General features: G+C 47.9%; 10 protein-coding genes. All 10 read left to right on the top strand.

Going from position 1 to position 12,693, the window contains the following annotated elements; translation table 11 throughout:
- The first annotated feature begins 43 nt into the window (after nt 1-43).
- Nucleotides 44-1,498, top strand: coding sequence for a sulfatase (locus tag GA003_09285; protein QXD30123.1), 1,455 nt, complete (start codon nt 44-46; stop codon nt 1,496-1,498).
- 46 nt (nt 1,499-1,544) lie between these two features.
- A complete protein-coding gene (locus tag GA003_09280) occupies nt 1,545-2,954 on the top strand; it encodes a sulfatase-like hydrolase/transferase (protein ID QXD30393.1) in 1,410 nt (469 codons plus the stop codon).
- A gap of 29 nt (nt 2,955-2,983) precedes the next feature.
- Nucleotides 2,984-4,495 carry an arylsulfatase gene (locus tag GA003_09275; protein QXD30122.1) on the top strand — a complete coding sequence of 504 codons (1,512 nt, stop codon included), beginning with the start codon at nt 2,984-2,986 and terminating at the stop codon, nt 4,493-4,495.
- Between the two features lie 66 nt (nt 4,496-4,561).
- A complete protein-coding gene (locus GA003_09270) occupies nt 4,562-4,732 on the top strand; it encodes a hypothetical protein (GenBank protein QXD30121.1) in 171 nt (56 codons plus the stop codon).
- A 243-nt stretch (nt 4,733-4,975) separates the two neighbouring features.
- Nucleotides 4,976-5,260 (top strand): hypothetical protein, encoded by a 285-nt coding sequence (locus GA003_09265; protein ID QXD30120.1) that lies wholly within the window; start codon nt 4,976-4,978, stop codon nt 5,258-5,260.
- Nucleotides 5,261-5,540: 280 nt separating this feature from the next.
- On the top strand, nt 5,541-8,561 hold the full coding sequence (locus GA003_09260; GenBank protein ID QXD30119.1) for a hypothetical protein: 3,021 nt from the start codon (nt 5,541-5,543) through the stop codon (nt 8,559-8,561).
- On the top strand, nt 8,554-10,083 hold the full coding sequence (locus GA003_09255; protein QXD30118.1) for an arylsulfatase: 1,530 nt from the start codon (nt 8,554-8,556) through the stop codon (nt 10,081-10,083). The genes GA003_09260 and GA003_09255 overlap by 8 nt, the downstream gene beginning before the upstream one ends.
- 20 nt (nt 10,084-10,103) lie before the next feature.
- On the top strand, nt 10,104-10,406 hold the full coding sequence (locus GA003_09250; GenBank protein QXD30117.1) for a GNAT family N-acetyltransferase: 303 nt from the start codon (nt 10,104-10,106) through the stop codon (nt 10,404-10,406).
- A 168-nt stretch (nt 10,407-10,574) separates the two neighbouring features.
- Nucleotides 10,575-11,111, top strand: coding sequence for a sigma-70 family RNA polymerase sigma factor (locus GA003_09245; protein ID QXD30116.1), 537 nt, complete (start codon nt 10,575-10,577; stop codon nt 11,109-11,111).
- Nucleotides 11,108-12,682 (top strand): FecR domain-containing protein, encoded by a 1,575-nt coding sequence (locus GA003_09240; GenBank protein QXD30115.1) that lies wholly within the window; start codon nt 11,108-11,110, stop codon nt 12,680-12,682. The genes GA003_09245 and GA003_09240 overlap by 4 nt, the downstream gene beginning before the upstream one ends.
- The last annotated feature ends 11 nt before the right edge of the window (nt 12,683-12,693 follow it).

Here is a 12,693-nt window from a genome sequence, read left to right as displayed (position 1 = left end):
TATGCATCTATGAAATATCTTAAGAGCCTTTTAAAAATACCCTATGAAACAAGCACTTGTTTTTCTATCTCTATTATTGGGATTCAATCTCTTCTGCATTGCCCGTCCTAACATCGTTGTTGTCTTCGTCGATGACCACGCCTTTGAAGCCATTTCGGCTTACGGCACCTACTTGAAGGGCTACGCCAAAACTCCTACCATCGATCGCTTGGCGGATGAAGGGATGCGCTTCGATAATTTCGTATGCGCCAACTCGATTTGTTCTCCGAGTCGTGCGTCCATTTTGACGGGGCAGTATAGTCATAGAAATGGAGTGTTGGGCCTGAATGGATACATCAACGACAATTCTCCCCAATACCCGGAACAGCTCAAAGAAGTGGGTTATGAAACCTTCCTGGTTGGGAAGTGGCACCTCAAAAGCCTGCCCAAGGGCTATGATAAATACATGGTCGTAAAGGGGCAGGGGAGGTATTTCGATCCTACCTTTACCGGCTCGGAAGGTACCTGGAAGCGCAAAGGCTATTCCACGGATGTCTATACAGATATCGCGATGGATTGGCTCAAGGAAAGGGACAAGGAAAAACCATTTTTATTGAGCCTTCAGTTCAAGGCACCTCACCATGAGTATGGACATGCTGCTAGGTATGACGATCTTCTGGCCGATGTGGAGATTTCGGAACCACCCAACCTTTACGTAGATCCTCGCGAAAGTAATTCTAATTTGAAGAAGGAGTTTATGAAGCGGACAAAGTTTCATATGGCTCATACCATATTTAAGCCAAGGAGCGGTGCGAATTACTATGAACGCCACCTTGAGGACGAAGCCCCCAACGAGATGTGGCCGCATGATCCCAACGATGAAAACGACAAGATCCGGGTCGCCTACCAGCACATGATCCATAAATACATTCGCTGCATCAGCGGAAACGATGACAATTTGAAACGTGTGCTAGATTATCTCGATGAGGAAGGGTTGGCGGAAGACACGATTGTTATCTACACCTCGGATCAGGGGTACTGGTTGGGGCAAAATGGTTTCTATGATAAACGTCTCATTCTGGAAACCTCCATTCGTATGCCTTTCTTGATTCGCTACCCAAAGCTAATAAAGCCTGGTTCAATAAACGATGACCTGTGCATCAATGTAGATCTTGCACCGACCTTGCTGGAATTGGCTGGAGCAAAGACACCATCGACAATGCAAGGTCGTAGCATGGTCCCATTTCTGAAAGGCAACAGAGTCGACGATTGGCGAACCTCTCAATTTTACACCTACTGGGGAGCCACCAAACACTATGGTGTTCGAACAGATCGCTATACCTATGTCAAAGTGGCCGGTCACGATCCTGAGCTTTTTGATCGGCAGTTGGATCCCTATCAAATGAACAATGTAATAGGCCAGCCACACAACCGCGAAGTCATTAGGAGTCTTGAGGCAGAATTACAGAAACAGATTCGCGAAACCGAAATCACCATTGATGAACTACCAGGCGCTTAATTTTCACTGTCGTCTTCAATACAAATTAAATAATGCTACTCACATGATAAGGTCTCTTCTTCTGTTTCTGTCTCTTGTTGTTTTGACCGGATTAAGTGCTTCCGCTCCCAACATCGTCCTCATGCTTGCCGATGACCTGGGCTGGGGCGATGTGAGCTATCATTCGCCGCATAGAATTGAGACACCCCATATCGATAGCCTGGCTCGTGAAGGAATCGAATTGGATCGTTTTTATGTAGCCCCCATGTGTTCACCCACACGTGCTGGATTGATGACGGGCCGTTATCCGATTCGTTTTGGGTTGGCGCGCGCGGTGGTTCCTCCGCAAAGGAATTATGGATTATCCACAGAAGAACGCACGCTTCCGGAAGCGTTAGCCGAAGCTGGTTACAAGCATCGTGGCATTTTTGGTAAATGGCACCTTGGGCATCATCAGGCAAAGTGGCATCCATTAGCCCGTGGCTTTACTCAATTTGAAGGCCACTATAACGGAGCTATTGATTACTTCACGCATGAACGGGAGGGGGAACTCGATTGGCACGTGAATTATGAGCCAACCAAAAGGGAAGGCTATGCCACCGATTTAATAGCTGAGTCGGCTTCAAGATTTATACTCGAGAAATCCAAGGAAGACGCTCCTTACTTTTGCTACGTGCCATTCAATGCCCCTCATTCGCCTTTTCAGGCAAAGCAGGAAGATCTGGATCTTTTCGGCGTCACTTCAAAAAATCCCTCGAAGGAAGAATGGCTCAAGGCCATGGTCTGGAGCTTGGACGAAGGTGTAGGGCAAGTCTTACAAGCCATTGAAAAGAGTGGCGAGGCCGAGAACACCCAGGTTTGGTTTATGAGCGACAACGGTGGTGTAAGCGGTGTTCCCGAGCACAATGCGCCATTGAACGGTAGTAAGTTAACCACCTTTGAGGGTGGAGTGCGCGTGGTGGCTTGCGTTCGTTGGCCTGCAGACTGGGCAGGGAAGCGCAAAATCGAAAATACGATGGGTTACATTGATATTTTCCCAACTTTGCTGGAGACCGCCGGATTGGATCCAGAAGAAGGCGTTGTTCCGGGTCGTGAACTGGATGGCGTCAGCCTGCATTCGCTTCTGAAGGGAGAAGCAAGGAATTTTTCTGAAAGAAACTGGTATTCCTACCACGGGCAACCCGGTCAGGATCGCGAGCAATATGGGCTAAAAACTGCTCAATGGAAATTGGTGGTGCAAGGCTTTGACCTACGGCGAGACGGGATTACTGAGGATCACGAAGTCTTTCTTTACAAGATGCCAGGTGACCTGAACGAAACGACCAATCTTGCTCATAAACATCCTGAAGTAGTAAAGCGACTGGGACAGAAGTTAGTTGCCCATCGTCGACTTCAACCGGACGATGCTATTACGCATTTCTGGATCGGCCGCGATGGCTTCGTGCCGCCCAAAGATTGGCGAATAGAAAAACCCTAATTCATTTACCTAAAAGAAACACTACCGCTATGAAGAAATCCCTTCGAATCATTCTTGGGCTTATTGCCTTTTTATTGTTATTGGCCGGTTGTGGCACCAATTCTCAAGAGCAAGCTGGTTTGGCTGGTAGCCGTCCCAATATTATTCTGGTTATGACAGACGACCAGGGCATGGGAGATATCAATGCCTTGGGAAATCCCTTGATTAAGACACCCAACCTCGATCGATTCTACGGCCTCTCTACCCGATTCACTGAATTTCATGTCAGCCCGACCTGCGCACCAACGCGGTCGGCCATCATGAGTGGTCGTCATGAATTCCGCAATGGAGTCACTCACACGATTCGTGAACGGGAACGTATGGCACTTTCAACTACAACGATTGCGGAGGTATTACGGGATGCCGGCTATGAAACCGGGATTTTTGGAAAATGGCATCTGGGAGATGAGGATGAATACCAACCCTACAGTCGCGGATTTACCGAAACCTTCATTCATGGAGCTGGTGGCATCGGCCAATCCTACGAAGGTAGCTGTGCCGACTTTCCTCCAAACCAAGAAAAAGAAGGCCGTTACTTCGATAACGCCATATTGCACAATGACACTATTGTGAAGACACCGGGCTTTTGTACGGATGTGTTCTTTCAAGGCGCACTGGGTTGGATAAAAGAAAACCATGACTCGGGAACCCCTTATTTCGCATACATCACACCCAACGCTCCGCACGGTCCCATGATTGCTCCGGATGCTTTTAAAAATCGATTCCTGGAAATGGGATATGATGAGAATACGGCAGGTCGCTATGGCATGATCGAGAACATCGACCACAATTTTGGCATACTCATGGACAAGCTTGATGTCTGGAACGCCTGGGATAATACCCTCGTTATTTTCATGACTGATAATGGTCAGGCCGGACGTGGCGGAAAGTTAAATGGGAAAAGCGTTCAGCACTACACAGCCGGTTTCAAAACAGGTAAAGGTTCTCCTTTCGAAGGCGGAACCCACGTGCCAGCATTCTGGCGTTGGAAAGGTGTCTTGGGAGAAGGTGTGGATATCAACGGACTCTCGGCCCACATTGACTTCTTTGATACCTTCTCGGATTTGGCTGGAGCTAAAATCCCGGACGGAATTCAAGCCATCGATGGAAAATCTCTGTTACCTCTGCTTGAAGATCCTAAGGCCGTGTGGGAAGACCGCTATTTGTTTATTCACAAGGGTCGTTGGAACAAAGGGGAAGATCCCAATAAAAGTAAATTCAAAGACTTTGCTGTCCGAACCCAGCGTTGGCGTTTTGTAAACAACCAGGAGCTTTACGATATCATCGCTGATCCTTTTGAGAAGGTGGATGTCGCGGCCGATCATCCCAAAGTGATCGCCGATCTGCGAAAGGCTTATGACACATGGTGGGAGGAGACACTGCCATTCATGGTCAATGAAGATGCTCCTTATTCTCCGACCCATCCACAGGTCGAACGCTATAATAAGCAGTTGGCCGAGCAAGGGATTCCTGAATGGAAGCCGGATCCGGATGTTTTGTAGAAGATTACCCTAGCTAGAAGGTGATTTCACGTGTTTAGGTTTTTCAGAGCAATTCGGATGGACGCAATGAAGGAGAGTAAATCCTTTAAGTATACACTCTATGCAGTGGGCGAAATATTTCTCATTATCGTCGGGATATTGATCGCCGTTCAGATCAACGACTGGAATGAAAATAGGAAGGAAAAGAAGGCTGAGTTAAAGTTGTTCGAGCGTATTCTCGTCGCTTGTGAGACATAGCGAGTGATCATTGGCTACCATATCAGAACGCGCGGTGAGGCTATTGAGAGTTTTAGTAGGATCAATGATGAATCTCTAGAAGGAATTCAGCTAGAAGATTCAAATTCAAATTACACTCAAATCGTTCATAAAAGCACCGCTCCAAGTTCATTGGCTGCTGAATTTGCCGATGAAATTTCATCTATTTCTGATTCAGAGGTTAAGAACGGGTTGAGGTGATGTATCACTAGATTTGAAGGAATCATGGCGTTCGCGCAAAGCACCGGTTGGCTATTGATCGAAGATACTAAAGTCGCGATAGGCCCCTTTTTGGTTAAGGACTATTTGGAAGCCGATGCGGAATTTGGTGTGGTGGATCTCCATGTTCCAGAGTTTCAACAACACTATCGCGAAAACTCCGAGTTTCGCGATCCGCTCTACCGTCTTTATTTGGAAAGACGAAGCTCCAAAAGGGGTTTTGAATATCTGTTGGAAAGTGTGGATATTCTGAGTGACCTGCTTGAACGGAAAATCGAAGAAGCGAACTGAATTGTTGTGGCATAATAGTGGATTTTGGAGTGGAAAGCATCGCCTGAACCGAAAGAACAGATTGTTGGAAATTAAGTCAGAAATATAAGGAATTAACCACCAATGGACACGAATAGACAAGAATTCCAATTGTGGTGATGGTCCTATTATGAGTTGTATTTATTCGTGTACATTTGTGTCCATTCGTGGTTACCTTTTTCTTTTGTATCAATCTAGGCGTTGACTTTCTTGAAACCTTAGACAGACCAGTCTGTCTGCCTTTCTAAGAGATACCATGTTTATGCGCTTTTTTCTACCAGCCCTGGCCACGCTTACGCTCGCTTCTATTGCTCATGCTGCTCCCGACGGCTTCAAAGTCCGGGAATTCGCCATGCCACCCAATATCGATTACCCTGCCGCAATTACCGTGGCCGCCAATGGCGATGTGTATGTTTCATCCGATCAGAATGGTTCGCTGGGCAAAGATCCTGGAATGGGACGCGTGATCCGGGCAACGGATACCAATGGCGATGGTGTGGCTGATGATTTTCAGCATTTTGTTCCTGACGTGGACAGTCCTCGCGGTGGCGATTGGGTCGGAGACACGCTTTATCTAATTCATCCGCCGTATCTTAGCTCTTTTCGCGATACGGATGGGGACGGTGTGGCTGATGAAAAGAAACTCCTGATTCAGGGCTTGGGAGGTGGTATTGAGCATCCACGTGGTGCGGACCATACGACCAATGGGGTAACCATGGGGATCGATGGTTGGCTCTACATTGCAGTAGGTGACTTCGGTATGACTGAGGCACGTGCCGCCGATGGAAGCACTTACACGCTGCATGGTGGCGGAGTCGTGAGGGTACGTCCTGATGGGTCCGAATTGGAGCCTTACTCGATCATGGTTCGCAATATCTACAATCTGGGGATCTCACCCTACATGGATATTTTCAGCCGCGATAATACCAACGATGGCAAGGGATGGAATACCCACCTTCATCATTTCACTTCTTTGGGGGATCATGGATACCCGCGTTTGTATAAGAATTTTGAGGACGAAGCGATTGCTCCCTTGAAGGATTATGGAGGAGGATCAGGAACGGGCGGTGCTTACATTCACGAACCGGGTTTTCCCGGGAATTTTGGAGACATGCTTTACACCACTGATTGGACGACCGGGCATGTTTACTATCATGACTTACCCGCTGATGGGGAAAGCTTCGAACCTCACCAGGAAATCTTTGAAGTATTACCTCGTGCTACAGGTGTAGACGTCGATGGTTTCTCCCGGCTTTATATGGCTGACTGGCGGAACGGAAAATTCAAGTTCGCGGGAGAAGGGGTCGAAGTTGGAGCTGTGGTCGTTGCGACTGCACCTGGAGAAACACCAGCCAGCTATCAGGATGTCACGAAAGTAGGTGATTCGGAATTAGTTCGATTATTGACTTCGCAAAGCGGTGTTCAACGATTAGAGGCCCAACAGGAAATACTCAAAAGGGGATTAAGTGGTCAGGCACTTCAGGAATTACGTGCAAACACGGTCAATAAAGCCGTTCCTCTTTATAATCGAGTGGCTGCCATCTTTACCTACAAACAATTACTTGGCGAGGAGAGTACCCCTAAATTGGTTCAACTGGCAAAATATGATGACTCATTGCGTGAATTTGCATTGCGAGCCATGACGGATCGTAAGGGAGAATTGAATAATGTGCCCGTGGAATTATTTGTAGATGCTCTTAGCGATAATAATCCCAGAGTCGTCCTTCAGGCACTTATTGGTCTGGAAAGGTTGGGAGCTAGTCACGTGGCGAAGGACATCATTGCAGCTTCTTCATCATGGGTTAAAGCCAGTGTATCTCCTCGTGTAACCCACACTGCCATTCGAGCTTTGGTATCCTTGGGAAATGTCGAGGACTGCTTGTCTGCAGTATCCAATCCAGAAACACGGCAAATTGCCTTATCCGCACTGAAACGTATGTATCGTGTGGAATCGGTCACGGGTCTCATCGATATCGCGAATAGCAAAGAGGATGATGATCTGCGTCTAGATTCTTTGTTGGCATTGGCGCGTTTGCATTTCAAAGAAAAGCCTTGGGATATGGTTAGTTGGTGGGGAACCCGTCCGGATGACCGTGGGCCTTATTTTGAATTGATTGAATGGTTTCTAAGTAAGCGCATTCGGTCCGTCCTTGAAAACGGATTCGCTGACATTCCAAAAGAAAAGCAGGGGACCTATTTGGAAGGATTGGCCAAGAACCGAATCCCAGTAAGTGAGCTCAAGCTCGAAGGCTTAGATCCCGTATTAGCTGCCTTAGGTTCTCTCTCTCCCAATGATGCTGAAATTCGCTTATTGTCGGATGCAGCAAAAGATACATCACGTGGCTGGAATCAGCGCCTTGAGTGCTACCGTGCCCTTCAGCGTGAGAGTGACAAACTCCGCATTGATGCCCGTATCGAAGTGCTCGCTTCCTGGATGGATCAATCAGAACCCCCAGAGGGAACGGATCAGAATGTAAGTGATTTCGTGAATGGTACTCAACGTGGGTTAGAACTGAAAGCACTCCGCAAGATCGCTGCCAGTGCGAGCGATACAGAAAGTCGTATTGCCTGGCGTGCTCTGTTAACCATGCTCGTTTCTCCACTGGCCAAGGAACAATGGATTGAAGCAATTCAAAAAATGATAGCGGAAAATCCACGTGAAATTGGTTTCTTTCTAGCGCTCGCAGATCTTAAACTCTCCGGCTTTGATGAGCAAATCGAAGTGGGGCTCAACTCCGATAACGATGACCTGATTCACGCGGCTGAGAAAGCGCAGTCCGAAGTCGCTACCAGTTTTAGTGGAGCAAAGAAGGTCATGGAGATGAGCAACGCAGATACATTCACGGTCGCTATGGAAGAGCGGGGTGATCCTGTATTTGGACAGCAAATGTTTTCGCGTGTGGGCTGTATTGCTTGTCACGCTGTCGATATGGATGCGGAGCAAAAAGGACCTTACTTAGGATCTGCCGGCGGTAAGTTTACCCGGGACTATCTGATCGATTCCATTTTGGAACCAAACAAAGTGGTCGCTCAAGGATTTCAAACCTCACTCTTCACCATGAACGACGGTTCAGCCAAGATGGGATTCGTCACAGCTGAAGCTGACGGTATCGTAACGGTGCGGGACATTGCCGGACAAGCCTCTCAAATAAAAAGAACGGATGTTGCAAAAGAGGATCATTTGCCCAATTCGCTCATGCCTCCTGGTTTGGCGGGAAGTCTTACCATCGGTGAATTTACTTCGCTCATCGACTACCTTGTGTCATTAAAGGGGGATGAATAAGAATCTATCCCTTTGGTTTTTTGCTGCATTCACAGTCTTAAGTTTTTCCCAGACACTTTCTGCCAGGTTACCCAATATTGTTTTTATCATCGCTGATGATCTGGGTTATGGTGACTTAGGCTGCTACGGTCAGGAAAAGATTCGAACACCTTATGTCGATCGCTTAGCCGCCGAGGGAATGAAGTTTACCTCTCATTATTCCGGCAATGCGGTGTGCGCTCCTTCTCGTTGCGTGCTGATGACTGGGAAAAATCCAGGGAATACCTTTATACGGAATAACCGAGGTATGGCGAGAGGCCCTGTTATTGGACGGGGAGAAATTGAAGGTCAGTTTCCCATTCCAGATGAAGAGGTTACCATTGCTGAAGTATTGAAAGAGGCAGGTTACGTGACTGGTGGTTTTGGTAAGTGGGGGCTCGGCGGACCTGGGTCAACCGGAGATTCTTTAAACCAAGGGTTTGATCGTTGGTTTGGTTATAATTGCCAATCGGTCGCTCATAATTTTTACCCGACCTACTTGTGGGATAACGACAAAGTCATCGAACTCGATAATCATGCTTTCTCCGCACACGACACATTTCGAGAGGATGAAGATCCAAATGATCCGGCCAGCTACAAACGCTTCGAAGGCAATGAATACTCAGCTGACCTTATTTCTGAACAGGCCCTGGAATTCATTCGTGATAACAAAGACGATCCTTTCTTTCTCTACTGGCCGACGACCGTACCCCATGTAGCACTACAGGTGCCGGATGATTCTTTGGAAGAATATTTAGGTGAGTGGAGCGATCCGCCATATAAAGGGGGCAAAGGTTACATCCCGCATTACAAACCACGAGCAGCCTACGCAGCTATGATCACACGTATGGATCGAGACATTGGTCGCGCCATGGATCTGATTGAGGAGCTTGGACTTGATGAGGACACCTTATTCATTTTCACCAGTGACAATGGACCCACTCAAGGCACCCATGAAGGGTTAGCCGGCACCGATTGTCTTTTCTTTAATTCGAACCGAGGATTACGCGATGGAAAAGGATCGCTCTATGAAGGTGGAATTCGAGTGCCGCTTGTGGTTCGGTGGAAAGGGAAAGTTCCAGCTGGCAGCGAGTCCGATTTTATTACGGGATTTGAAGATTGGCTTCCGACCTTAGTTGAAATCGTCGGAGAGGAAGCCGGTAGAGTTCCAAGCGATGTCGATGGCATCAGTTTCGCGCCTACCTTAATGGGGAAGACGCAAGCTGAACGTCCCTACTTGTATCGAGAATTTCCTGCGTATCAGGGGCAACAATCCATACGGGTGGGCGATTGGAAAGCCATCCGACAAAAGCTTATGCCGCGAGGCAATGTCGAACCGGTTATGAAAACCGAACTGTATAATCTGAAGAACGACCGCGCGGAAACACGTGATGTCTCAGGCCTACATCCGGAGATCTTGACCCGATTGGAATCACTTATGAAGAGTAGCCGGACTGTGAGTGATGAGTTTCCATTCCCGGTATTGGATGCTTCTACGAACTGACTGTCACCGCTGTTCTATCAATGAACGTCGCCTACCAATTGAATGACTCCATTGAAAGCACGGCGGTCATAGAACTATATGAGGCCAATAACTGGTCTTCAGTCGAGAAATCCGAGCGGCTGATGAAAGCTCTCCGAGGTTCGCACTCATTGGTGACGGCTCGAGTCGATGGAATGCTGGTCGGTCTGGGAAACGCGATCTCGGATGGACATCTGTTGGTTTACTATCCGCATATGGTCGTTCATCCCGACTATCACCGCCAAGGTATCGGGTCGGGCATCATGATTCGGATGCAGGATACGGATTTCACGGAATTTGGGTGAATTTAGAACCCTGGATCCGAAAACTGGATCTGGAAGCGATTGCCAATCGAGCGGGGTTATAGCTTCGTCAGACCTGATTTTGGTTGGGATTTGGATTTTTTTGCATAAATTAAAACAACTTTGTTAACCTTTTCCCGCAATTAGGGATATCCGAATAGTTTTCTCCCAATGTCTTCTGCCAATCACGACTCAGAGATTGTCACTCTGTTGACCCAACATCAGCAGGCTATTCGCCTGTATGTGGAGTCCCTGATGCCCGGAGATATCTCCTCTGACGATGTCGTTCAGGAGACCAACACGATTATTTGGGATAAACGGGCGGATTTCGAACTGGGCACCCATTTCAAGGCCTGGAGCTTCAGTATCGCCCGTTTTCAGGTGCGCAAATACCGCTATAAGCAATCTAAAAATGCCCGTCTGGTTTTCTGTGACGAGCTGGAAGAAACCATTTCCGAGGAAATTCCTTCGCAACTCGATAATCTTTCCGATCACCAGCACGCACTCCGCAAGTGTGTAAGCAAGCTGCGTCCCAACCACCGCGAGCTCCTTCATCAACGCTATTTTGAAAAAACGACTCTCGAGGGTTATTCCTCAGTGGTCGGCCGCAGTGTGGGAGTCCTGAAGGTTACCTTGCACCGTATTCGCAACAATCTGCAACGCTGCATAAAAAAGCAGCTTAGCATGGAAGGAGAGTCTGGAGCATGAATCAGGACGAACAATTGCAATTGATCGACGAGCTACTGGATGGATCCATCACGGAAGCGGACTTCCTGCGCATAGAAGCAGAGATGCGGGTCAACGCTGATACCCGCCAACTTTACTATGATCGCCTCAAGCTGCATAGCGCTTTGGTAGATGAGTCCGAACGCCTAGGAAGCCAGAACGAAGTAGTTAAGGTATCTTTTTGGAGACAGCATTCTCAATGGTTGGGTGCCGTTGCTGCAATTATTCTCTTGGTAGCTGTTGCTTACACGAGCTGGCAATTTGGGCAGAAAGAATCTGTGACTGAGGTCGCGGTTTCAGAACCGATCGCCCGTGGGTTTGCCATTTTGGCTGATTATTCAGATGCAAATTGGTCGGGCGAAGAGAATTGGCAACGGGGAGACTTGATTCCTGAAGGCCCTATGAAACTGCAGTCCGGAATCGCTCAGTTGGAATTCTTTAGTGGCGTTATGGTTTTGGTAGAAGGCGAGACTGAATTTGAAGTGCTATCGCCCATGGAAATGACCGTTTCAAAAGGACGGGTAAGAGCGCTAGTTCCCGAAGCTGCCAAAGGGTTTAAAGTATCCACTTCTTCCGGAAAAGTCATTGATCTCGGTACCGAGTTTGCCTTGGAGGTAAATGACGACCAAGCGGAAATGCACGTTCTGCAAGGGGAGATCGAATGGCATACAAACTCTAAAGAAGTCCACACATTGACGGATGGTCAGTCGATGCGCTGGGATGATTCGGGCGGGTCAAATCAGGTTGAGATCAGCCCCAGTCGTTATCCGGATATGGAAGATTTCGACCAGCACTTTCTCCATCAAAAACAAATTAGAGAACAGGCGTGGCGCGAAAAGAGTGATCACATAGCTCAGGATCTACGTTCGTTGGCTTTTTATCCTGTGAATAGTTCGAATGCCTCTGGCCGGATGCTGACAGATGATGCTCAGTCAGGATTAAACGGAACAGTCGTTCGTGCTCGTCGCGTATCCGACCGCTGGGGACAAGCGGGCAGTGCACTCAATTTCAGTCCAGCTGGTAGTCGTGTGCGAGTATCCATTCCAGGAGAGCATAACTCCTTAACGTTTTATTGCTGGGCACGTATCGACAGTTTGGATCGTTGGTATAACTCACTCTTTCTTACTGACGGACACGAACTCAATGAGCCACACTGGCAAATCATGAACGATGGGCGTTTGTTCTTTTCTGTAAAACGCCGTGAGAGGGATGAGGTTTTTGAGGACAAGCATATCGCTTACTCGCCTTCATTCTGGGATCCCTCCAAAAGCGGACAGTGGTTTCAGATCGCCACCGTCTACGATATCGAAAACTGGACAACCACCCACTATGTGAACGGGGTGGCTATCAGCCAGGATCACATCGATGAAGAATACCGGGTCGACACGGTGAAGATTGGTGCCGCATCGATCGGTAATTGGAATGAACCCACACGAGATGATTCCTACTTCGCTCTCCGCAATCTGAACGGTGCAATCGATGAATTTGCCATCTTCACCCAAGCTTTGAGTGCTCAGGAAATTGCTGAGCTGTATGAAAAAGGGCGCCCTTAAATTCATCTTAT

This window comes from Opitutia bacterium ISCC 52 (assembly GCA_014529675.2).
Taxonomy (GTDB): domain Bacteria; phylum Verrucomicrobiota; class Verrucomicrobiia; order Opitutales; family UBA2995; genus UBA2995.
Note: the sequence above shows the minus strand (reverse complement) of the source record. Positions and strands in the feature narration are given on the sequence as shown.

What these genes read in the sequence shown, in the direction of transcription:
- GA003_09270 (QXD30121.1), top strand. Translation starts at nt 4,562, where the DNA reads ATGAAGGAGAGTAAATCCTTTAAGTATACACTCTATGCAGTGGGCGAA.
- GA003_09260 (QXD30119.1), top strand. Translation starts at nt 5,541, where the DNA reads ATGCGCTTTTTTCTACCAGCCCTGGCCACGCTTACGCTCGCTTCTATT.
- GA003_09250 (QXD30117.1), top strand. Translation starts at nt 10,104, where the DNA reads ATGAACGTCGCCTACCAATTGAATGACTCCATTGAAAGCACGGCGGTC.
- GA003_09265 (QXD30120.1), top strand. Translation starts at nt 4,976, where the DNA reads ATGGCGTTCGCGCAAAGCACCGGTTGGCTATTGATCGAAGATACTAAA.
- GA003_09255 (QXD30118.1), top strand. Translation starts at nt 8,554, where the DNA reads ATGAATAAGAATCTATCCCTTTGGTTTTTTGCTGCATTCACAGTCTTA.
- GA003_09245 (QXD30116.1), top strand. Translation starts at nt 10,575, where the DNA reads ATGTCTTCTGCCAATCACGACTCAGAGATTGTCACTCTGTTGACCCAA.
- GA003_09285 (QXD30123.1), top strand. Translation starts at nt 44, where the DNA reads ATGAAACAAGCACTTGTTTTTCTATCTCTATTATTGGGATTCAATCTC.
- GA003_09240 (QXD30115.1), top strand. Translation starts at nt 11,108, where the DNA reads ATGAATCAGGACGAACAATTGCAATTGATCGACGAGCTACTGGATGGA.
- GA003_09275 (QXD30122.1), top strand. Translation starts at nt 2,984, where the DNA reads ATGAAGAAATCCCTTCGAATCATTCTTGGGCTTATTGCCTTTTTATTG.